The following is a 22162-nucleotide window of genomic DNA, read 5'->3' as shown; positions in this document are numbered from 1 at the left end:
TAGTAAATTGGTGGCATGGACGCTGACGCGATCGAGGAAGGCCGCCGCCGCTGGCAGGCCCGTTACGACAAGGCCCGCAAGCGTGACGCGGACTTCACCACGCTCTCCGGGGACCCGGTCGACCCCGTCTACGGCCCCCGCCCCGGGGACGCGTACGAGGGCTTCGAGCGGATCGGCTGGCCCGGCGAGTACCCCTTCACCCGGGGCCTGCACCCGACCGGCTACCGCGGCCGCACCTGGACCATCCGCCAGTTCGCCGGCTTCGGCAACGCCGAGCAGACCAATGAGCGCTACAAGATGATCCTCGCCGCGGGCGGCGGCGGGCTGAGCGTCGCCTTCGACATGCCGACGCTGATGGGCCGGGACTCCGACGACCCCCGCGCACTCGGCGAGGTCGGCCACTGCGGTGTGGCCATCGACTCCGCCGCCGACATGGAGGTCCTGTTCCAGGACATCCCGCTCGGCGACGTCACCACCTCGATGACGATCAGCGGTCCCGCCGTGCCCGTCTTCTGCATGTACCTGGTCGCCGCCGAGCGCCAGGGCGTCGACCCGGCCGTGCTCAACGGCACGCTGCAGACGGACATCTTCAAGGAGTACATCGCACAGAAGGAGTGGCTCTTCCAGCCCGAGCCCCACCTGCGCCTCATCGGCGACCTGATGGAGCACTGCGCCCGCGACATCCCCGCCTACAAGCCGCTCTCCGTCTCCGGCTACCACATCCGCGAGGCCGGAGCCACGGCCGCGCAGGAGCTCGCGTACACCCTCGCCGACGGCTTCGGCTACGTGGAGCTCGGCCTCTCCCGCGGCCTCGACGTCGACACCTTCGCCCCCGGCCTCTCCTTCTTCTTCGACGCGCACCTCGACTTCTTCGAGGAGATCGCCAAGTTCCGCGCGGCCCGCCGGATCTGGGCCCGCTGGATGAAGGAGACGTACGGAGCGAAGACCGACAAGGCGCAGTGGCTCCGCTTCCACACCCAGACCGCCGGTGTCTCGCTGACCGCGCAGCAGCCGTACAACAACGTCGTACGGACCGCCGTCGAGGCGCTGTCCGCGGTCCTCGGCGGCACCAACTCCCTGCACACCAACGCCCTCGACGAGACCCTCGCGCTCCCCTCCGAGCAGGCCGCCGAGATCGCGCTGCGCACCCAGCAGGTGCTGATGGAGGAGACCGGCGTCGCCAACGTGGCCGATCCGCTGGGCGGTTCCTGGTACGTGGAACAGCTCACCGACCGGATCGAGGCGGAAGCCGAGAAGATCTTCGACCAGATCAAGGAGCGGGGCACCCGCGCCCACCCGGACGGACAGCACCCGATCGGGCCGATGACGTCGGGCATCCTGCGCGGCATCGAGGACGGCTGGTTCACCGGCGAGATCGCCGAGTCCGCCTTCCGGTACCAGCAGTCGCTGGAGAAGGGCGACAAGCGGGTCGTCGGCGTCAACGTGGCGCACGGCTCGGTCACCGGCGACCTGGAGATCCTGCGGGTCAGTCACGAGGTCGAGCGCGAGCAGGTCCGCGAGCTGGCCGGCCGCAAGGAGGGCCGCGACGACGCCCGGGTGACCGCGGCGCTGGACGCGATGCTGGCCGCCGCCCGCGACGGCTCCAACATGATCGCGCCGATGCTCGACGCGGTCCGCGCGGAGGCGACGCTGGGCGAGATCTGCGGGGTGCTCCGTGAGGAGTGGGGCACGTACACGGAGCCGCCGGGCTTCTGACGGCCCCGCAGGACCGCGGCCGGCCGCTACCCCGTGGCGGCCGCGCCCAGCCCTGCCAGCAGCAGCAGTGTGAAGCGCCGGGCCCATTCCGCGTCGACGGGCTCGGCGCTGACCAGTGCCCGGTGCACCACCGCGCCGGCGATCACGTCGAAGACCAGGTCCGCGGTCAGCGCCGCCGTGGCCTCGTCCGGCTCGACGGGCAGCTCCCCGCGCTCCTGCGCACGCTGCCGCCCCTGGAGGACGAGGCGCTTCTGCCGGTTCACGATCGAGTCGCGGATCCGGGTGCGCAACGCCTCGTCACGGGTGGACTCCGCGACCACCGCCATCAGCGCGGTCTGGGTCTCCGGCCGTTCCAGCAGTGCGGCGAACTGCAGGACCATCGCCTGCACGTCGGCGGACAGGCTGCCCAGGTCCGGGAGTTCCAGCTCGTCGAAGAGCACCGCCACGGCGTCCACGACCAGTTCGTTCTTGCCCGCCCACCGCCGGTACAGGGTCGTCTTCGCGACCCCCGCACGCGTCGCCACATCGCCCATCGTCAGCTTCGACCAGCCGAGGTCGACCAGCGAGGCTCTGGTGGCTTCGAGGATCGCCTCGTCGGCGGCGGCGCTGCGGGGACGTCCCGTTCGTGAGGGTTTGGGGTGGCTGCGGCTCAGCATCCCGCGACCATACCCGCCGGTAGCCAGCGCCGCGACCGGCAAGCTTTGCCCCGTCGCGCCGTCCAGCACGCACGCTCGCCGCGTTGGCCGAAAGCCCCAGTAGCTCCGCTACGAGGACTCTCGGCCGCCTTGCGATCGCACGCACTGGACGACGCTCCTCCATGGGCAGACATTGCCGGTCGAGGCACTGGTTTCAGCCGACCCTGCTCCCCGTGAGACAGATCACCGAACACTCTTGTGCACCGAGGGCGGTGGCCAGTTACGCTACGGGTCGTAGCGTAAGAACGATGGCCCTGCCGTCGTGGCGCTGCGAACGAGCTACAACCACAGGCGCCGGGTGGGGACCGGGCGCCGAACCGGGTCTTTCAGGGGCCCCTGGGCCGTGTCTGTCCGCCCACCTCGCATGCCGGCGAGGACTGCGGACGGGTGCGGTTCGCCCATCGCTTTCCGGAACAGCGTGCCGAGGGGGGAGGATGTACGTATGCAGCCTAGGAACATGTCCATGAGCGGCGTCGTCGACCTCGCCGCGGTGAAGGCGGCCGGTGAGGCCAAGGCGAAGGCGGAGCAGGCGCGCGCCGAGTCCGCCCGGCAGGGCGGCCCCGCAGCCGTGTCCCCCTCCTCCCTCGTGATCGACGTCGATGAGGCGGGCTTCGAGAGCGACGTCCTCCAGCGCTCCGCCGAAGTCCCGGTCGTCATCGACTTCTGGGCCGAGTGGTGCGAGCCGTGCAAGCAGCTGGGTCCGCTCCTGGAGCGCCTGGCCCGTGAGTACAACGGCCGCTTCCTGCTGGCCAAGGTCGATGTCGACGCCAACCAGATGCTGATGCAGCAGTTCGGGATCCAGGGCATCCCGGCCGTCTTCGCCGTCGTCGCGGGACAGGCGCTGCCCCTCTTCCAGGGCGCGGCCCCGGAGGCCCAGATCCGCGAGACCCTGGACCAGCTGATCCAGGTCGGTGAGGAGCGGTTCGGGCTCACCGGCATCGCGGTCGACCAGGGCGCGGCGGGCGCGGACGCGGCCGCGCAGGCCCCCGAGGCCCCCGCGGGGCCGTACGACTCGCTGCTGGAGGCGGCCGCGCAGGCGCTGGACGCCAATGACTTCGCCGGGGCCGTCCAGGCGTACAAGAACGTCCTCTCCGACGACCCGGCCAACAGCGAGGCGAAGCTCGGCCTGGCGCAGGCGGAACTGCTCGGCCGGGTCCAGAAGATGGACCCGCAGCAGGTCCGCAAGGAAGCCGCGGAGAATCCGGGGGACGCGGACGCGCAGATCGCCGCGGCCGATCTCGATCTGGTCGGCGGTCATGTCGAGGACGCGTTCGGGCGTCTCGTCGAGACGGTCCGCCGCAATTTCGGCGACGACCGGGACCGGGTGAGGGTCCGTCTGCTGGAGCTCTTCGAGGTGATCGGCCCCGACGACCCGCGCGTCGGCGCCGCGCGCACCGCGCTCGCGCGCGTCTTGTTCTGATCTGACAACACGGCCGTGGCCCCGGGTGGGGGTCACGGCCGTTTTCGCGTTCCGGCGATAAGAGAGCCCTCCGCTTTACCAAATCTTGATAAAACGACGGCCTGTTACTCCCAGTAAATCGATCTTTGGGATCTGTCCGGCTTCGCTCACCAATGGTGGCTTTCGTCTGCCCACTCGGGGCAACCCTGTGTGGCCGCCCGGTGTCGCGCGGTCGTGGGTCGGTTATCGGGCCGTTACTAGCGAGTAACGAACCCCCTTGTGCCACGGCCGCGAATGGACCACGATCGGCCACGCTCGGTCCAATAACGCCAGTCCGGCTGCCAGTCGGTGCGGCGGCACTGTTGGGTCCCCACCGAGTGGATCGGCGGCAGTGGCGCCGATTCCGGACAGGGGGGTTCCTGCTGACCGCAGGGCCTGTCCGAAACAGGTTGCGCGAACGCGTGGCCAGTGGTTGTCGCTCGGGGGTGATCGCCGGTGATTCGGGCATGGTTCAGGCCCCTTCCGCAGGCGCTCTCCTTTCCGAGGACGTAGCACTTCTCCCCTCCCAGGTCGGGCAGGATGCCAGGCCGGAGATGTACGTCCGAGAAGGAGGAAAAGTATGAGTTCCCAGGTTCGCGGTGGCACGAGATGGAAGCGTTTCGCTGTCGTCATGGTGCCGAGCGTCATAGCCACCGCCGCGGTGGGTGTCGGTCTGGCACAGGGCGCGCTCGCCGCGTCGTTCAGCGTGTCCGGCCAGGAGTTCAAGGTCAGCGCGGATGAGCTGGTCGGCCAGGACTTCGTCCAGTACGGCAGTGTGGCGACGGGCAAGGACCTCAAGGGCAAGGACATGGCCGCTCCGGTCGCCGTGTCCGGGTTCAGCGAGGCCACCATCACCAACATGTGCCAGTCGGTCGTCACGCCCGACCTGCCGTTCGGGCTCGGCAGCATCACGCTGCAGCTCAACGCCGGCACGGGCAAGGACAAGGTCTACGCCAAGGACCTGTACCTCGACGTCTCGCAGCTCGACGCGGACGCCGAGTTCACGAACATCGACATCGGTGTGGCCGCCGGTTCGCTGAAGAACCCGGGCATCCAGCCCGGCACGCAGGCCAACCCGTACGGGTTCTCGCAGCGCGCCGAGGTCGCCAAGCTGTCGAAGGTTCGCCAGCAGGCATGGGCCACCACGGCAGGAACGTTCAAGCTTCCCGACCTGTCGCTGAAGCTGCACAAGGGCGTCAAGGAGTGCTACTAAGCACTCGCCCGGGTGGCCGGGGCACGCCTCGCGGCGGATCCCCGGCCACCCACCCTTCTCTTTCTCACAGCAGTACCGGTTCCAGGGAGCTGTTTTCCATGAGCCCCGAATCCCAAGGGCAGAACGAGCACCAACTCAGCGTCTCGCGGCGGGCGTTCCGCACCTGGCGGGGTAACCGGCCGTTCTGGGCGGGCCTGTTCACCATGCTGGGTGGTGTACCCATCGCGTACTTCCCGTACGCGAACATGCACCTCGGCAACATGACGCTGGCCATGTCCACCACCGCGGGCGCCGGATCGCTCATCATCGGGGTCCTGCTCATCACGCTGGGCCTGACGATGTGGTTCCACAGCATCGTCCGGGTCTTCGCCGGTGTCGCCTCGATTCTGCTGGCGCTGATCTCCATACCCGTCGCCAACATCGGCGGCTTCCTCATCGGCTTCCTCTTCGCCCTGATCGGTGGCGCGCTCTCCGTGTCCTGGGTCCCGGGCGACCCGAACGCGGGCGAAGCCGATCCCGAGCAGCGCCTCCTGGGTGAGGAGGAGGAGCCGGAACTCCTCGGTGCGGAAGCGCCGGACGCCTTCTCGTACGGGAACGACCAGCAGGCCCCTGCCCAGCCCGAGGGCGCGTTCCACGGGATGGGAGTCCCGGAGCAGCAGCAGCCGGCGCAGTACGACACGACAGTCGAAGCCGACGGCGGGAGGCATCGTGCGGGGTGACGACAGGCAGGTGAACGCCCTGGGCGAGGGTGGCCTCCAGGAGCAGCGGGGCCCGCGCCACGCGGCCCCCAAGAAGTCGCTGCTGACGAAGCTGCACATGCCCGCCGGCAAGAAGGCGTTCGCGCTCGCCGCGATGCCGACGGCCGTCTTCGTCGGGATGGGGCTCACCCCCAGGCTCGCGATGGCCGACGACGCCACCGACATCCCCTTCGCGCCCGGCCCCTGTGTGACCCGTTCCGACGAGCCGAGCGAGTCGGCGGACCCGTCGCCCTCGGCGTCGAAGACGCCCTCCCCGTCGGCCTCCGAGAGCAGCAAGCCCGCGCCGGACGCGAGCGATGAGGCAACTCCGAAGCCCACCGCCACCCCGTCGGCGTCGGCGAGCGCCACGGACGAAGCGACGGCCGACACGTCGGACACGGCTGACACGGACCGGAAGAGCGCCGACGCCCCTGCCGCGACGGCCAGCCCGAGTCCCACCGCCACGGAGTCGACGAACCCGCTCGACCCGCTGGGAGTGGGCGACGCGCTCAAGGACCTCTTCGACGGACCGGACCAGGAGACGGCGAGCCCGTCCCCCAGCGCCACCACGGCGACTCCGGAGCCCTCGAAGTCCGCCACCGAGGAGCCCACGGAGAAGGCGGCCGACAAGCCCGTCGAGAAGGTCACGGACGCGGCGAAGGACACGGTCGACAAGACCACCGACGCCATCCGCGAAGCTGCGGACAAGGCCGGCAAGCCGGTCGAGGAGCTCGACGAGGACGTCAAGGGGCTCGACCCGAAGGCGGACGAGGACATAGCGGACGGGGCCAAGCAGCCCTTCCCGTGCCCGACCGCCGACCCGGAGGCCCTGGCCAACGCCAAGCTGGAGCCGGGCATCCCCCGCCTCCCGAACGACCCGTGGGTCCTGGAGAGCTCGCTGCTCACCCTGGTCGGGCTCGACTACAAGGGCATCGTCGAGGTGGAGAAGGGCGACGGCAGCACGAAGAAGGTGCTGAAGTTCACCGCCTCCTCCATCGACATCAAGGACCTCCACCAGCTGACCGTCGGCCCGCAGCCGGGCGTGACGGGCCACGTGAAGGCGCGCAAGGGCTCCACCTCCACCATCCGCGACGGTGAGGTGACGATGTACACGGACGAGCTGAAGGGCAACCTCTTCGGCCTCATCCCGATCACCTTCAGCCCTCAGACGCCCCCGCCGCTGAACGTGCCGTTCGCGTTCTTCACCAACGTGAAGCTGAAGCAGGCGGGCCAGTTCGGCGGGACGCTGACGGTGCCGGGTCTGCAGAACTACTTCACGCACGACGGCTGACCCACCCTGAACCCGTTCGGGAGCCGCACAACGGCTGTGGGCCGCGCCTCTTCAGGAGGCGCGGCCCACAGCCGTGTTTCCCGGTGGCACCGGACGTGGCGGCCGGCTCCATCGAAGGCAGGGCTACGCGTCCACGAGGTACTTGACGTCACTCACGACGTACTCCCCGTACCGGAACTCCTGCCCTAGCGAGGCGAGCCGCGCGTACTGCTCCTTCGACAGGTACAGGTAATGCGGGGATAGCGCGGCGCTCCTCCTGGGCAGAGCTCGCAGAAGCAACCGGAAGGCGAGATCAGGGGTGCAGCGCCCGACGCACTCGGTGAGCGCCTCGATCATCTCCCGGCGGAGCCAGCCGTCGAACAGCTCAATGGCGGACCGGACCTGACCGGTCAGCTCCCGCCCCTCGTAGCGGTCCGCCTCGGAGAGCGTCACAGTGTCCCGACGGCGGGCGAGCCATGCGTCGCACACCTCGATCACCTGTCGCATCCACTCGGCACCGTCCGTGAGGCGACCGCAGTGGAAGAAGTACTCCCCGCCCTCCACACACCCCTCCCACAGGACGGTGATCTGCCCGGCGGGGAGCCCCTCGTGGAGGAGCCGGGCGTCACGGCGCACCAACAGCACCGCTTCCGGATCCAGCTCCTCCACGAACTCACCGGCCACGGCTTTCGCTTCCGTGGACGCGTCCAGCTTCCAGTCCTGATGGAAGAAGCTCGTGACCCACGGGATGCCGAAAGTGAACTCCGTAGAACGATCCATCGGTCCTCTCCCTACCCCGGGCACACCGTGCAGACGTCCATCTCGGACGACACCTGGGTCTGGACGACGGCCGGCGGGTGCGCCAGCAGTCACGGCTTCGTAAGCAACGGCTGGGTCAGTACACCCAGATCTCAGGCAAGGGCGACCGCACGGGCGACGGCGAGACGGACATCGTCGCGCGCGACGCCACCGGCACTTGGTGAGAGATCGGGCATGGCTACAACACCTCCCGGGTCATGTTCTCCTGATCGCTGAAGTCCGACCGGAGTCGTCCCTTGGAGCGAGAACCCCAGGGCTCGACCCGTCCGGACCCATCCAACGCCCGAGGGCGGCGCCCCGGTTCGATCTGAACCGGGGCGCCGCCCTCGTCTCGCGTAGGGGACCGCTGGGCGGTCAGTCGCGGGTCTGGCCGCCCACCTGGTGCACGCGCACCATGTTGGTGGTGCCGGGGATGCCGGGAGGCGAGCCGGCCGTGATGACCATCGTGTCGCCGTTGCTGTAACGGTTCAGCTTCCGCAGTTCCCCGTCGACCAGGTCCACCATCGCGTCCGTGTTGTCCACGTGCGGGACCACGTAGGCCTCGACGCCCCAGCTGAGGGCCAGCTGGTTGCGGGTCGCCTCGTCGGTGGTGAAGGCCAGGATGGGCTGGGCGGCGCGGTAGCGGGAGAGGCGGCGGGCGGTGTCGCCGGACTTGGTGAAGGCGACCAGGGCCTTGCCGTTCAGGAAGTCCGCGATCTCGGCGGCGGCCCGGGCGACCGAACCGCCCTGGGTGCGGGGCTTCTTGCCCGGGACCAGGGGCTGGAGGCCCTTGGAGAGCAGCTCCTCCTCGGCGGCGACGACGATCTTCGACATCGTCTTGACCGTCTCGATCGGGTACGCGCCCACCGAGGACTCGGCGGAGAGCATGACCGCGTCCGCGCCGTCCAGGATCGCGTTGGCGACGTCGGACGCCTCGGCGCGGGTCGGCCGCGAGTTGGTGATCATCGACTCCATCATCTGGGTCGCCACGATCACCGGCTTCGCGTTGCGCCGGCAGAGCTCCACCAGGCGCTTCTGCACCATCGGGACCTTCTCCAGCGGGTATTCGACGGCGAGGTCGCCACGGGCGACCATCACGCCGTCGAACGCCGCGACGACGCCCTCCATGTTCTCGACGGCCTGCGGCTTCTCGACCTTGGCGATGACGGGGACCCGGCGGCCCTCCTCGTCCATGATCTTGTGGACGTCCTTGACGTCGCTCGCGTCGCGCACGAAGGAGAGCGCGACCAGGTCGCAGCCCATCGCCAGGGCGAAGCGCAGGTCGTCGATGTCCTTCTCGGACAGGGCCGGGACGTTGACCGCCGCACCCGGGAGGTTGATCCCCTTGTGGTCGGAGATCACCCCGCCCTCGATGACGATGGTGTGGACGCGGGGGCCGTCCACGGAGACGACCTTCAGCTCGACGTTGCCGTCGTTGATCAGGATCGGGTCGCCCTTGGCGACGTCGCCGGGCAGGCCCTTGTAGGTCGTACCGCAGATCGACTTGTCCCCGGGGACGTCCTCGGAGGTGATGACGAACTCGTCCCCGCGGACCAGTTCGACCGGCCCCTCGGCGAACTTCGCGAGGCGGATCTTCGGGCCCTGGAGGTCGGCGAGCACGCCGACCGCCCGCCCGGTCTCGGCGGCGGCCTTGCGGACCCGGTCGTAACGACCCTGGTGCTCCGCGTGGGAACCGTGACTGAAGTTGAATCGGGCCACGCTCATGCCGGCCTCGATCAGAGCGACGAGCTGCTCATGGGAGTCGACGGCGGGACCGAGGGTGCAGACGATTTTGGAACGGCGCATGAGGCGGATCCTATCGGTTTGTTTCGCTGCGGAATATTCCGTCTGGTGGAAGATACAAAGGGGCGCGGGGGTGCTCAGTTGTCGACCAGTGCGAAGGTCTGGCCGGCGATCTCCAGCTCTTCGTCCGTCGGCACCACGGCGACGGCGACGCGGGCGTAATTCGGCGAGATCAGACGGGGTTCGCCGGATCGTACGGCGTTGAGATCCGCGTCCACCACGAGCCCCAGCTCCTCCAGGCCCGCGATGGCGGCCTGGCGCACGGGAGCCGAGTTCTCACCGACCCCCGCCGTGAAGACCACGGCGTCCACCCGGCCGAGGACGGCCGAATACGCGCCGATGTACTTCTTCAGCCGGTGGACGTAGATGTCGAAGGCGAGCGCTGCCCGCTCGTCGCCCTCGTCGACCCGGCGCCTGATCTCCCGCATGTCGTTGTCGCCGCAGAGGCCGACCAGACCGCTCTTCTTGTTGAGAAGTTCATCGATCTCGTCGGCCGACATACCCGCCACCCGCTTGAGGTGGAAGGTGACCGCCGGATCGATGTCTCCGGAACGCGTACCCATGACCAGCCCCTCCAAGGGGGTCAGTCCCATCGAGGTCTCCACGCACCGGCCGCCGGCCACCGCCGAGGCCGAGGCGCCGTTCCCCAGGTGCAGCACGATGACGTTGACGTCCTCGGGGGCCTTCTCCAGCAGCTCGGCCGCCTTGCGGGAGACGTACGCGTGTGAGGTGCCGTGGAATCCGTAACGGCGGATCCGGTGGGCGTCGGCCGTCTCCACGTCGATCGCGTAGCGCGCCGCGTACTCCGGCATCGTCGTGTGGAACGCCGTGTCGAAGACCGCCACCTGCGGCAGGTCGGGGCGCAGCGCCCGGGCCGTGCGGATGCCGGTGATGTTCGCCGGGTTGTGCAGCGGCGCGACCGGGACCAGGCGCTCGATCTCCTTCAGTACCTCGTCGGTGATCACGGTCGGCTCGGTGAACCGCAGCCCGCCGTGCACCACCCGGTGGCCGATCGCGGCGAGCTCGGGGGAGTCCAGGCCGAGCCCGTCGGCCGCGAGCTCCTCGGCGGCGGCCTTGAGTGCCGCTTCGTGGTCGGGGATCCGGCCGTGGCGCTCCCGGCTCTCGCCGCCGCCGGCCAGCGGGGTGTGGACGAGGCGGGAGGTCTCCTCGCCGATGCGCTCCACCAGGCCCGACGCGAGGCGGCTGCGGTCGCGCATGTCGAGGAGCTGGTACTTCACGGAGGAGGAGCCGGAGTTGAGGACGAGCACCCGGGTCGCTCCGGGGGTGGTGCCTTCGGTCTTCTCGGTGGTCATGCGGGTCGCTCCTCGCCCTGTGCCTGGATCGCCGTGATGGCCACGGTATTGACGATGTCCTGGACGAGCGCGCCCCTGGACAGGTCGTTGACGGGCTTGCGCAGCCCCTGGAGGACGGGGCCGACGGCCACGGCCCCCGCCGAGCGCTGCACGGCCTTGTAGGTGTTGTTGCCGGTGTTCAGGTCCGGGAAGATCAGGACCGTCGCCTGGCCCGCCACCTCGGAGCCGGGCAGTTTCGTGGCCGCCACGCTCGGCTCCACCGCGGCGTCGTACTGGATCGGGCCCTCGATCATCAGGTCCGGGCGGCTCGCGCGCACCCGGTCCGTCGCCTCGCGGACCTTGTCGACGTCGGCGCCCGTGCCGGAGGTCCCGGTCGAGTAGGAGAGCATCGCGATCCGGGGCTCCACGCCGAAGCGGGCGGCGGTGACCGCGGACTGGACGGCGATGTCCGCGAGCTGCTCCGCGTCGGGGTCGGGGTTGACCGCGCAGTCGCCGTACACCAGGACCTTGTCGGCGAGGCACATGAAGAACACGGACGAGACGATCGAGGCATCCGGCTTCGTCTTGATGATCTCGAACGCGGGGCGGATCGTCGCCGCCGTGGAGTGCACGGCCCCGGAGACCATGCCGTCCGCGAGCCCCTCCTGGACCATCAGGGTGCCGAAGTAGTTCACGTCCGAGACGACGTCGTACGCGAGCTCGACCGTCACCCCGCGGTGGGCGCGCAGCTGCGCGTACCGCTCGGCGAACGCCTGGCGCAGTTCGGAGGTCTGCGGGTCGATGAGCTGGGTGCCGGCCAGGTCGATGCCGAGGTCGGCCGCCTTCTTGCGGATGGCGTCGGGATCGCCGAGGAGCGTGAGCTCGCAGACGTCGCGGCGCAGCAGCACGTCGGCGGCGCGCAGCACCCTTTCCTCGCCGCCCTCCGGCAGCACCACCCGGCGCCGGTCCGCGCGTGCCTGCTCCAGCAGCTCGTGCTCGAACATCATCGGCGTGACCCGGCCGCTGCGGGCGACCGAGATCCGGTCCAGGAGCGCGGCTGTGTCGACATGTCGCTCGAAGAGCCCCAGGGCGGTCTCGGCCTTGCGCGGCGTCGCCGCGTTCAGCTTGCCCTCCAGAGCGAACAGCTCCCCGGCCGTCGGGAAGGAGCCGCCGGCCACCGAGACGACCGGGGTGCCCGGAGCGAGGCGCGCGGCCAGCTTGAGTATCTCCTCGCCCGGCCGCTCGTCGAGCGTCAGCAGCAGCCCCGCGATGGGCGGCGTCCCGGCACTGTGCGCGGCCAGGGACCCGACCACCAGGTCGGCCCGGTCCCCGGGCGTCACCACGAGGCACCCCGGGGTCAGCGCCTTCAGCAGGTTCGGCAGCATCGCGCCGCCGAACACGAAGTCCAGCGCGTCCCTGGCCAGGCCCGAGTCGTCGCCCAGCAGCACCGTGCCGTCCAGCGCCGCGGTGATCTGCGCGACCGTCGGCGCCGACAGGGCCGGGTCGTCGGGCAGCACCGAGCAGGGCACCGGCAGGGTGGCCGAGAGCCGCTCCGCGATGACCTCGCGGTCGGCGGACGCCACCCGGTTCACGATCATCGCCAGCACGTCGCAGCCCAGACCGGCGTACGCGCGGTACGCGTTGCGGGTCTCGGCCCGCACGGACTCCGCGTCCTGCTTCTGGCCGCCGACCACCGCGATCACCGAGGCGCCGAACTCGTTGGCGAGGCGGGCGTTCAGGGCCAGCTCGTCGGGGAGCTGCGTGGCGGCGAAATCGGTGCCGAGGACGAGCACCACCTCGTAGGCGGCCGCCACCCGGTGGAAGCGTTCGACGAGCCGCGAGACCAGCTCGTCCGTACCCTGTTCGGCCTGTATCGCGGAGGCCTCGTGGTAGTCGAGCCCGTAGACGGTCCCCGGGTCCTGCGAGAGGCGGTAGCGCGCCCGCAGCAGTTCGAAGAGCCGGTCGGGGTCGTCGTGGACCAGGGGCCGGAAGACCCCGACCCGGTCCACCTGGCGCGTCAGGAGTTCCATGACTCCCAGATCGACGACCTGGCGGCCGTCTCCCCGGTCGATCCCGGTCACGTACACGCTGCGCGTCACGCGTGCTCTCCCGTCATCTCTTGTCCGGTACGTTGTCCGGTTCGAGTCGTATCGCCTGTTTGACGATACCTGCGGGGACCAAGGGGCCGCCCGCCGGACGAATGCCCTGGCCGAGGCCGCCGCAACGCCGCGTCGGCCGTCCCGCGCGCCCCCGGAGCAGCCGGAAGCGCGAGGTGCGCGCCTGGCGTGGGACAATCGTCGTGACTCACGGTACGGGGGATGATGCCGTTGCCCCCGGCCCGCACGGCACACGACGGGCCCCAGCGAGCAGGAGATACAGCACGATGCGCATCGGAGTTCTCACCGCAGGCGGCGACTGCCCAGGCCTGAACGCAGTGATCCGCTCGGTCGTGCACCGTGCCGTGGTGGGTCACGGCGATGAGGTCATCGGGTTCGAGGACGGTTTCAAGGGCCTCCTCGACGGCCACTTCCGCCCCCTGGACCTGAACGCGGTGAGCGGCATCCTCGCCCGCGGCGGCACCATCCTCGGCTCCGCCCGTCTGGAGCGCGCCCGGCTGCGCGAAGCCGCGGAGAACTGCGCCGAGCTGAGCCGCCGTTACGGCATGGACGCACTGATCCCGATCGGCGGCGAGGGCACCCTCACGGCCGCCCGGATGCTGTCGGACGCCGGTATGCCCGTCGTCGGCGTCCCGAAGACCATCGACAACGACATCTCCGCCACCGACCGCACCTTCGGCTTCGACACCGCCGTGGGCGTCGCGACCGAGGCCATAGACCGTCTGAAGACCACCGCCGAATCGCACCAGCGGGTCATGGTCGTCGAGGTGATGGGCCGCCACGCGGGATGGATCGCGCTGGAGTCCGGGATGGCCGGCGGCGCGCACGGCATCTGCCTGCCCGAGCGGAAGTTCGAGGTCGAAGACCTGGTCAAGATGGTCGAGGAGCGCTTCGCGCGCGGCAAGAAGTTCGCGGTCATCTGCGTCGCCGAGGGTGCGCACCCGGCCGAGGGCTCCATGCCGTACGCCAAGGGCGAGATCGACCAGTACGGCCACGAGCGCTTCCAGGGCATCGGCAACCGCCTCGCCGTCGAGCTGGAGACCAGGCTCGGCAAGGAGGCCCGCCCGGTCATCCTCGGTCACGTCCAGCGCGGCGGCACGCCGACCGCGTACGACAGGGTGCTCGCCACCCGCTTCGGCTGGCACGCGGTGGAGGCGGCGCACCGGGGCGACTTCGGGAACATGACGGCGCTGCGGGGCAACGACATCGAGATGGTGCCGCTGGCCCACGCGACCACCCAGCTCAAGACCGTGCCCCTGGCCCGGATGCACGAGGCCGAATCGGTCTTCTGAGCCGGTGTCCGAGCCGGTGCCGGCGCGGGTGTTGCGAGCCGGTACCGGCGGGCGCGGTGCGACCTACGCGTCCGCCGTCTCCCAGAACCGGTCCACGATCCCCGCGAGGAACGCCCGGCCGGCGTCCCCGCTCGCGCCCGACCGCTCCGCGCCCGTGCTGCTCCAGCTGAGCGTGGACACCATGAGCGCCTGGTAGTCGGCGTGCAGCCGGTCGAGCATCTCCTGGACCACCGACCGGTCCACCGGTGCGAGCTTCGACACCGGCTTGACGTATCCCTGCCAGCGGGTCGTCACCGCGCTGCGCAGCAGTTCCGCCAGTTCCTCGTCCCGTCCGGAGACCGTCACGAACGCGGCGGCGCTGAGGCCCAGCGCCTCGCTGAGTGCGGCGGACTGGCGTTCATTGCCCCGCCACCTGCCCGACTCCTCCATCCGCAGATACGCGGACGCGGACATCCCGAGCCGTCCCGCCAGCTCCTCCGGGGTCACCTCCCGGGCGACCCGGTGCTCGCGCAGCGTACGCGCGGCGGTGAGGAGTTCGCCGGGGGCGCACCACAACACCCCTGCCAGCGCGGTGAGTTCGTAGTCGGTCGGCCAGGCGAGTCCGCGCTCCCAGGACGCGACCGTCTCAGCGGTGACGCGGAGGCCGTACTGGGCGCCGAGGCCATATGCGACATGACCGGGAGCCATACCCAGGGCCTCGCGAAGTCTTCGCGCGGCGGGGGCGTTGAAAGGCGGAGTGGGGTGCACGGGCCCACCGTAGGAGGTCGGAGGCGGTCTGACTACGGTGGGTTCACACCGGAACACGGCTCGTAGGAACATCCAGGCGGCCCCGGGGACTCCTCCCGGGGTGCTGCGTGCCTGGTCAGCGCCCTTCCGGCAGCCATCTGTAGTGCAGTTCCGGGCGTCCGATCTGTCCGTACTGTGGACTGCGCACCGCCCGCCCGGCGGTCACCAGGTGTTCCAGGTAGCGGCGCGCGGTGATCCGGGAGATGCCGAGCTCCAGACCGGCCGCCGCCGCCGTCACGCCGTCCGGGGCCGCGCGCAGCACCCGGGTCACCGCCTCCAGCGTCGGGCCGCTGAGGCCCTTGGGCAGCCGGGCCGGCTGCGGGGAGCGGAGGGTGGCCAGGGCCCGGTCCACCTCGTCCTGGCCGCTCGCCTCACCGGCCGTGGCGCGGAACTCGGCGTAGCGCACGAGCCGGTCGCGCAACGTGGCGAAGGTGAAGGGCTTCAGCACGTACTGGACGACGCCGAGCGAGACCCCCTCGCGGACCACGGCCAGGTCGCGGGCCGAGGTCACCGCGATCACATCGGCGGCGTGCCCGGCCGCGCGCAGGGCACGCAGGAGCTGCAGCCCGTGCCCGTCGGGCAGATACAGGTCCAGGAGCAGCAGATCGACCGGGACGCGGTCCAGCGCCCGCACCGCCTCCGCCCGGGTGTGCGCGACCGCCGCCACGGAGAAGCCCGGGACGCGGTTCACGTACAGCTGATGGGCGTCGGCGGCCACGGGGTCGTCCTCGACGACCAGCACCCGGATCACGGAGGTCACAGGGCCGCCTCCTTCCGCGCACCGCTGCCCTGCGGCAGGGGGAGCCGTACGGTGAACTCCGCGCCGCCCTCCGGGCCCCGCTCCAGCGACACGGACCCGCCGTTGCGGTGCGCGGCCTGCCGTACGAGGGCCAGGCCGAGGCCCCGGCCCGCGCCGTGCGTCGACCAGCCGCGGCGGAAGACCTCATCGGCCTCGGCCGGTCCGACGCCCGCCCCGTTGTCGGCCACGCGCAGCAGGAGCTCCCCGTCGCCGGCGAGCGCGGTGACCGTGACCCGGGCCCGGGCCGGCCGGGGCCCCGTGCGCTGGACGGGGACGCCGTCGGCGGGCGTGCCCGTCACCGCTTCCGACGCCGCCTCCACCGCGTTGTCGACCAGGTTGCCGAGAATGGTCACCAGGTCGCGCTGCGGCAGTGTCGCCGGCAGCGCCCCGTCGTCGATCAGGCTGTCCTCGGCCAGCACCAGCTCCACCCCGCGTTCGTTCGCCTGCGCCGCCTTGCCGAGCAGCAGAGCCGCCAGCACCGGTTCACCGACCGCGCCGACGACCCGGTCGGTGAGCGCCTGGGCCAGCTCAAGCTCCGCCGTCGCGAAGCCGACCGCCTCCTCCTGCCGGCCCAGCTCGATCAGCGAGACCACCGTGTGCAGCCGGTTCGCCGCCTCGTGCGCCTGCGAGCGCAGCGCCTGGGTGAACCCGCGTTCCGAGTCCAGCTCACCGGACAGCGCCTGGAGTTCCGTGTGGTCCCGCAGCGTGACGACGGTGCCGCGCCGCTCCCCGCCCACCACGGGGCGGGTGTTGACCACGATCACCCGGTCCGCCGTCAGGTGCACCTCGTCGACCCGCTCCTCGGAGGCGAGCAGGGCCCCGGTCAGCGGCGCGGGCAGGTCGAGGTCGGCGACCCGGCGGCCGACCGTGCCGGGCGCCAGGCCCAGCAGTTCGCGGCCCGCGTCGTTGATCAGGGCGATCCTGCGCTGTCCGTCGAGCATCAGCAGCCCCTCGCGCACCGCGTGCAGCGTGGCCTCGTGGTAGTCGTGCAGCCGGCTCAGCTCGGCGGCGTTCATCCCGTGGGTGTGCCGGCGCAGCCGGGCGTTGATCACGTACGTGCCGAGGCCGCCGAGCGCCAGTGCCGCGCCCGCCGCGAGTCCCAGGGCGCCGAGCTGGGCCCGCACCTGCGAGGAGACGCGTTCGACCGTGATGCCCGCACTGACGAGGCCCACGATCCGGCCGCCGTCCCGCACCGGGGTGACGACCCGGATCGACGGGCCGAGCGTGCCGGTGTACGTCTCGGAGAAGGTCTCACCGCGCAGGGCGCGCGCGGTGTGCCCGAGGAAGCTCTCGCCGATCCGCTCGGCGTGCGGGTGCGTCCAGCGGACCCCGTGCGGATCCATGATGGTGACGAAGGCGATCCCGGTGTCCTTGCGGACCCGTTCCGCGTACGGCTGGAGCACCGCCGACGGGTCCGGGGTGCGGATCGCCTCCCGCACCGACGGCGAACCCGCTATCGCCAGCGCGGCCGTCCGCACCTGCCGCGTCGCCGTCTCCTTGGCCTGGCCGCTGCCGGAGACGTACGCGAAGAAGGCGCACCCCGCCACGACGGCCGCGACCAGCACCACCTGCATGGCGAAGAGCTGGCCCGCGAGGCTGCGCGGGCGGGTACGGGGGAGCGGGAGACGCATTCCCCCAGTCTGCCCCGGGCGGAGATCCGGAGGGGCCGGGCACCGGGGGGCGGCCCCTCTTGTGAACGAAATGCACGTAAGCGTGCTCCCCGTCACAGAGGACGGAATAGTCGCCGGGGCCCCCAGGGACGGGGGAGGGACAAGGACGAGCCGAGGAGACCCCCGTGCCAGTGGCCGCCGCCAAGCGGGACCGTACGAAATATCTGTATCTCGCCGTGATCGCGGCGGTGGGCCTCGGAATCCTGGTGGGCCTCGTGGCCCCGGATGCCGCCGTCGAGCTCAAGCCGATCGGAACCGGCTTCGTCAACCTCATCAAGATGATGATCTCGCCCATCATCTTCTGCACGATCGTGCTGGGCGTCGGCTCCGTGCGCAAGGCCGCCAAGGTCGGAGCCGTCGGCGGTCTGGCCCTCGGCTACTTCCTGGTGATGTCGACCGTGGCCCTGGCCATCGGCCTGGTCGTCGGCAACCTCCTGGAGCCCGGCTCCAGCCTCCACCTCACCGAGGCGGCCCGCGCCGCGGGTGAGAAGCAGGCTTCGGGGGCCAGTGAGTCCACCGCGGACTTCCTGCTCGGCATCATCCCCACCACCATGGTGTCGGCCTTCACCGAGGGCGAGGTCCTGCAGACCCTGCTCATCGCCCTGCTCGCGGGGTTCGCGCTCCAGGCGCTGGGCTCGGCCGGCGAGCCGGTGCTGCGCGGCATCGGCCACATCCAGCGGCTCGTCTTCCGCATCCTCGCCATGATCATGTGGATGGCCCCGGTCGGCGCGTTCGGCGCGATGGCGGCCGTGGTCGGCGAGACCGGCGTGGACGCGCTGAAATCCCTCGCGGTCATCATGATCGGCTTCTACATCACCTGCGCGCTCTTCGTGTTCCTGATCCTGGGCACGATCCTGCGCCTGGTGGCGGGGGTCAACATCTTCGCGCTGCTGAAGTACCTGGGCCGGGAGTTCCTGCTCATCCTGTCCACCTCCTCCTCCTCCGAGTCGGCCCTGCCGCGGCTGATCGCGAAGATGGAACACATGGGCGTCAGCAAGCCCGTCGTCGGCATCACCGTGCCGACCGGCTACTCGTTCAACCTCGACGGCACCGCGATCTACCTCACGATGGCCTCCCTCTTCATCGCCAACGCGACGGGTGACCCGCTGAGCATCGGCGAGCAGATCTCCCTGCTGGTCTTCATGGTGATCGCCTCCAAGGGCGCGGCGGGCGTCACCGGCGCCGGCCTCGCCACCCTCGCCGGAGGTCTCCAGTCGCACCGCCCCGAGCTGGTGGACGGCGTCGGCCTGATCGTCGGCATCGACCGCTTCATGAGCGAGGCCCGCGCCCTCACGAACTTCGCGGGCAACGCGGTGGCCACGGTGCTCGTCGGCACCTGGACCAAGGAGATCGACAGGGAGCGGGTGGACCAGGTCCTGTCCGGGTCACTGCCGTTCGACGAGACGATGCTCACGGACGAGGGCCGTGACGAGCCGCACGTCCCCGAGGCCAGGAACGGCGGCGACGAGCAGCCCTCGCTCGCGAAGGTCTGACGCGGCGCGGGTGCGGCCGGCACGGGGCTCCCGTACCGGCCGCACCCGTGCGCCCGGGCGGCCCCTGCCTCAGCCGTACGGGATGTGGACGACGGACTGGTTGCCGACGCCCACCGTGCTGGTGCCGTTGCCGATCGCGTTCCAGATCTCGACCTTCACCTTGCCGTTGACCAGGTTGCCGTGGCTCCCGGTGGACGACATGAGTCCCTTGGCCTGGGTGTAGTGCTCGTACCCGTTGACCGGATCGGTGGCGAAGTAGTGGTACGTCTCCGTGCGGTCCCAGGTCCCGTCGCCCGTCCGGTCGTAACTCACCCGCACCTGCTGGCCGTTCGCGATGGTGGTGCCCGAGTCGGCGAAGACGTCGAACTGGGTGGAGCCGCCGTCGTACGCCCGGGTGATGCCGGTCGCGGTGAAGGTCTGCGGACTGTGCGGGGTGCCGTCGTAGTTGGCGCCCCCGGCCGAGGCGACCGTCACCGACGAGGCGGTGGACTGGGCGGCGCCGAGGCCGCCGGCGCTGCGCAGGGCGAGGGTGGAGGAGCCGGTCGGCGGATCCGTGGGCGGGTCGGTCGGCGGCTGGGTGCCGCCTCCGCCGCCCTTGGTCCAGACGCCCACGTAGTCCACCAGCATGGGCCGGCCCGGCACGGTCTCGGCGGTCGGGGTGGAGCCGCCGAGCGCGTTCGGGAAGGCTCCGCCGATCGCGAGGTTCAGCAGGAGGAAGTACCCGGCGTGGTCCGTCATGTTCGCCCACGTCGTGGCGTCCAGCTGGTTCTGGGTGACGCTGTGGAAGAGCTGGTCGTCGACGTACCAGCGCAGGGCGTTGGGGGTGACGGCGCGGTCCCACTCGAAGCGGTACGTGTGGAACGCGGACTGGCAGCTCGCCCCCGGGCAGGTGCGGCTGTTGCCGAGGCCGGTGGTCTCGTTGCAGGGGCCGCCGGGGTTGACCCCGCAGTGCAGCACGCCCCAGACGGAGTTGATCCCGTTGACGTTCTCCATGATGTCGAATTCGCCGATGCCCGGCCAGTTCCAGTAGTTGCCCCGGTACGGGGAGCCGAGCGCCCAGAAGGCCGGCCAGTAGCCGAGCGCCGCGTTGCCGGGGACGTTCGGCATCTGTACGCGGCCCTCGATGCGCAGGGTGCCGCCGGCCGGTGCCTTGAAGTCCGCCCGCCTGGTCTCGACGCGGCCCGAGGTCCAGTTGCCCGCGCCGTCGCGGAGCGGGGTGATGCGGAGGTTGCCGCTGCCGTCGAGGCTGACGTTGTCGGGGCTGGCGGTGTAGTTCTGGATCTCTCCCGTGCCCCAGTTGCCAGGACCGCCGGGGTAGCCGTGACCGGTGTCGATCTGCCAGTTCGCGGAGGACGGCAGGCTGCCGTTCGCGCCGTTGAAGTCGTCACTCCACTGAAGGTTCCAGCCGGTGGCGGGCGGCACGTCGCCGCGGGCGGGCCCGGAGCCGGCGACGGTGAGCGCGCCGGCGAGGGAGAGGGCCAGCGCGGTGAGGGCGGCGAGGACGGTGGTGCGTCTGTGGGGGGTGGTGCGGCTCGTACGCAAAAGAACCTCCGGTGGGGACGGTGCCGGGAAGGTTGCCGTTGAGAGCGCTCTCAGAGTTATTTAGTTGCACCCGGACCGGGCGTCAATGACTTCGGCCGCTTTACTTCCCGAAGGTTCCCCACCGCCCTTGCCTTGACGCCGACGTCAAGGATTACCGTCGTGGCATGCGAATCGGGGAACTGGCCGAACGCGCCGGGACGACGACACGGACGCTGCGGTACTACGAGTCACGAGGCCTGCTGCCGGCACGCCGCGCGGAGAACGGCTACCGCACCTACGACGAGGGTGACCTGCGGCTGATCCGGCAGATCCGGACCCTCCAGGACTTCGGGTTCGACCTGGAGGAGACCCGCCCCTTCGTCGACTGTCTGCGCGCCGGCCATCCGGCGGGCGACTCCTGCCCGGCCTCGCTGGCCGTCTACCGGCGCAAGCTCGGCGAGCTGGACGACCTCATCGGCCGGCTGCAGTCGGTGCGCGCGGAGGTGGGCGCCCAGCTGGCCCGGGCCGAGATCGACGCGTCCGCCGAGCTTCCGGGCGGCCCCGAACCACGATGTGAACTGAACTGGGAGGACGAGAGATGATCCACGCAGAAGGTGTCGCCGAGGTCACCGACACGACGTTCGACGCGGAGGTGCTGGCAGCCGGGCTGCCGGTCCTGGTCGAATTCACCGCCGACTGGTGCGGCCCCTGCCGCCAGCTGGCCCCGGTGCTCAGCGCGATCGCCCAGGAGGAGACCGGCCGGCTCAAGGTGGTGCAGATCGACGTGGACCACAACCCGGAGACCGCCGGCCGCTACGCGGTGCTGTCGATGCCGACCCTGATGGTCTTCCGGGACGGCGCACCCGTGAAGTCGATGGTCGGCGCCCGCCCCAAGCGCCGGCTGCTCCAGGAACTGGAGGACGTGCTCCCGGCGTCGGTCTGAGAGAGCCCGCGGTCTAGGAGAGTTCCTTCCGCATCAACGCGCACACCGTCTCGTACCGGCGCACCGACCCGTCGGGGCGCTGTTCGTCCCACGAGTCCGGCTGCCGGTCGTACGCCGTGTAACCCAGTCGTTCGTACAGCGCACGGGCCCGCGGGTTGCTCTCCTCCACGGCCAGTTCGGCGTGGCGCAGCCCGCGGTTCCTGATCCGCTCCTCCGCGGCCCGGACGAGGAACGTCCCGATCCCGCACGACTGCAACGCGGGGTGGACCGCCAGCTGCCACAGAGTGCCGGCGTTCTCCTTGGCCCGGTAGTCGACGCCGCCCTTCGCCACGGGGATGCCGGTCGGCGGGCAGACCGCGAGGTAGTCGACCTCACCGGCTCGGACGCGCTCCAACTGCCGCGCCACGTTGGCCAGGTGGTGGGCGGACCCCGCCCATCCGCACGAGGCCAGATCCGCGTGCACCAGATCGCGGGCCGAGAGCCTCAGCACGACATCGGTCATCTTCCCCACCTCCGGCACACCAGCATCCACGGCGGTCGCGGGGAGCGCAAAGCCCTTTCACCGCCGCGGGGCCGGCG

General features: G+C 70.7%; 19 protein-coding genes. 9 read left to right on the top strand and 10 right to left on the bottom strand.

The genetic code is table 11. The features are described from left to right. Positions 1–15 precede the first annotated feature (15 nt). On the top strand, positions 16–1716 hold the full coding sequence (locus E6R60_RS24080; protein ID WP_136328716.1) for a methylmalonyl-CoA mutase family protein: 1701 nt from the start codon (positions 16–18) through the stop codon (positions 1714–1716). 26 nt (positions 1717–1742) lie between these two features. Here the strand turns inward: E6R60_RS24080 and E6R60_RS24075 are convergent, their stop codons facing one another. Beyond that, on the bottom strand, positions 1743–2372 hold the full coding sequence (locus E6R60_RS24075) for a TetR/AcrR family transcriptional regulator (protein WP_136328715.1): 630 nt from the start codon (positions 2370–2372) through the stop codon (positions 1743–1745). Between the two features lie 481 nt (positions 2373–2853). Here E6R60_RS24075 and E6R60_RS24070 point away from each other — a divergent pair, with 481 nt between their 5' ends. The 4 genes from E6R60_RS24070 (at position 2854) to E6R60_RS24050 (ending at position 7090) form a co-directional block, all read left to right on the top strand. Continuing rightward, positions 2854–3831, top strand: coding sequence for a tetratricopeptide repeat protein (locus E6R60_RS24070; protein ID WP_206309499.1), 978 nt, complete (start codon positions 2854–2856; stop codon positions 3829–3831). A gap of 598 nt (positions 3832–4429) precedes the next feature. Further along, positions 4430–5062, top strand: a complete 633-nt coding sequence (locus E6R60_RS24060) for a DUF6230 family protein (protein WP_136328714.1) — start codon at positions 4430–4432, stop codon at positions 5060–5062. A 98-nt stretch (positions 5063–5160) separates the two neighbouring features. Continuing rightward, positions 5161–5781 carry a DUF6114 domain-containing protein gene (locus E6R60_RS24055; protein ID WP_136328713.1) on the top strand — a complete coding sequence of 207 codons (621 nt, stop codon included), beginning with the start codon at positions 5161–5163 and terminating at the stop codon, positions 5779–5781. Continuing rightward, positions 5771–7090, top strand: coding sequence for a hypothetical protein (locus E6R60_RS24050; RefSeq protein WP_136328712.1), 1320 nt, complete (start codon positions 5771–5773; stop codon positions 7088–7090). The genes E6R60_RS24055 and E6R60_RS24050 overlap by 11 nt, the downstream gene beginning before the upstream one ends. A 123-nt stretch (positions 7091–7213) precedes the next feature. Here E6R60_RS24050 and E6R60_RS24045 read toward each other — a convergent pair whose 3' ends face one another. The 4 genes from E6R60_RS24045 to pta form a co-directional block, all read right to left on the bottom strand. After that, a complete protein-coding gene (locus tag E6R60_RS24045) occupies positions 7214–7849 on the bottom strand; it encodes a hypothetical protein (RefSeq protein ID WP_136328711.1) in 636 nt (211 codons plus the stop codon). Between the two features lie 393 nt (positions 7850–8242). Then, positions 8243–9673 carry a pyruvate kinase gene (gene pyk / locus E6R60_RS24035; RefSeq protein ID WP_136328710.1) on the bottom strand — a complete coding sequence of 477 codons (1431 nt, stop codon included), beginning with the start codon at positions 9671–9673 and terminating at the stop codon, positions 8243–8245. 74 nt (positions 9674–9747) lie between these two features. Beyond that, the gene (locus E6R60_RS24030; protein WP_136328709.1) at positions 9748–10983 is read right to left on the bottom strand and encodes an acetate kinase; all 1236 of its coding nucleotides are present in this window, start codon (positions 10981–10983) and stop codon (positions 9748–9750) included. After that, positions 10980–13061 (bottom strand): phosphate acetyltransferase, encoded by a 2082-nt coding sequence (gene pta / locus E6R60_RS24025; RefSeq protein ID WP_136328708.1) that lies wholly within the window; start codon positions 13059–13061, stop codon positions 10980–10982. The genes E6R60_RS24030 and pta overlap by 4 nt, the downstream gene beginning before the upstream one ends. Positions 13062–13345: 284 nt before the next feature. Between pta and E6R60_RS24020 the strand changes: the two genes are divergently transcribed. Further along, entirely contained in the window at positions 13346–14371 is a 1026-nt protein-coding gene (locus E6R60_RS24020) for an ATP-dependent 6-phosphofructokinase (protein ID WP_136328707.1), read from the top strand. Positions 14372–14434: 63 nt separating this feature from the next. Here the strand turns inward: E6R60_RS24020 and E6R60_RS24015 are convergent, their stop codons facing one another. The 3 genes from E6R60_RS24015 to E6R60_RS24005 all read right to left on the bottom strand — a co-directional run bounded on the left by E6R60_RS24015 (position 14435) and on the right by E6R60_RS24005 (position 17587). Next, positions 14435–15058 carry a helix-turn-helix transcriptional regulator gene (locus E6R60_RS24015; protein ID WP_136328825.1) on the bottom strand — a complete coding sequence of 208 codons (624 nt, stop codon included), beginning with the start codon at positions 15056–15058 and terminating at the stop codon, positions 14435–14437. A gap of 175 nt (positions 15059–15233) precedes the next feature. Continuing rightward, the gene (locus E6R60_RS24010) at positions 15234–15908 is read right to left on the bottom strand and encodes a response regulator (protein ID WP_136328824.1); all 675 of its coding nucleotides are present in this window, start codon (positions 15906–15908) and stop codon (positions 15234–15236) included. A 5-nt stretch (positions 15909–15913) separates the two neighbouring features. Next, positions 15914–17587, bottom strand: a complete 1674-nt coding sequence (locus E6R60_RS24005) for an ATP-binding protein (RefSeq protein WP_136328706.1) — start codon at positions 17585–17587, stop codon at positions 15914–15916. 164 nt (positions 17588–17751) lie between these two features. On the opposite strand from E6R60_RS24005, the gene E6R60_RS24000 reads away from it, so the two are divergent. Further along, positions 17752–19119: a cation:dicarboxylase symporter family transporter gene (locus tag E6R60_RS24000; RefSeq protein ID WP_136328705.1), complete on the top strand. Its 1368-nt coding sequence runs from the start codon at positions 17752–17754 to the stop codon at positions 19117–19119. Positions 19120–19188: 69 nt separating this feature from the next. On the opposite strand, the gene E6R60_RS23995 is transcribed toward E6R60_RS24000, so the two are convergent. Continuing rightward, positions 19189–20661 (bottom strand): glycoside hydrolase family 16 protein, encoded by a 1473-nt coding sequence (locus tag E6R60_RS23995; RefSeq protein ID WP_136328704.1) that lies wholly within the window; start codon positions 20659–20661, stop codon positions 19189–19191. A 164-nt stretch (positions 20662–20825) separates the two neighbouring features. Here E6R60_RS23995 and E6R60_RS23990 point away from each other — a divergent pair, with 164 nt between their 5' ends. Then, positions 20826–21242, top strand: coding sequence for a MerR family transcriptional regulator (locus E6R60_RS23990; protein WP_136328703.1), 417 nt, complete (start codon positions 20826–20828; stop codon positions 21240–21242). Further along, entirely contained in the window at positions 21239–21583 is a 345-nt protein-coding gene (gene trxA, locus E6R60_RS23985) for a thioredoxin (RefSeq protein ID WP_136328702.1), read from the top strand. The genes E6R60_RS23990 and trxA overlap by 4 nt, the downstream gene beginning before the upstream one ends. Positions 21584–21596: 13 nt before the next feature. Here the strand turns inward: trxA and E6R60_RS23980 are convergent, their stop codons facing one another. Beyond that, a complete protein-coding gene (locus E6R60_RS23980; protein WP_136328701.1) occupies positions 21597–22085 on the bottom strand; it encodes a GNAT family N-acetyltransferase in 489 nt (162 codons plus the stop codon). Positions 22086–22162 lie beyond the last annotated feature (77 nt).

This window comes from Streptomyces sp. A0642 (genome assembly GCF_004795105.1).
Lineage (GTDB): Bacteria > Actinomycetota > Actinomycetes > Streptomycetales > Streptomycetaceae > Streptomyces.
This window is presented reverse-complemented; position numbering and strand designations above follow the sequence as displayed.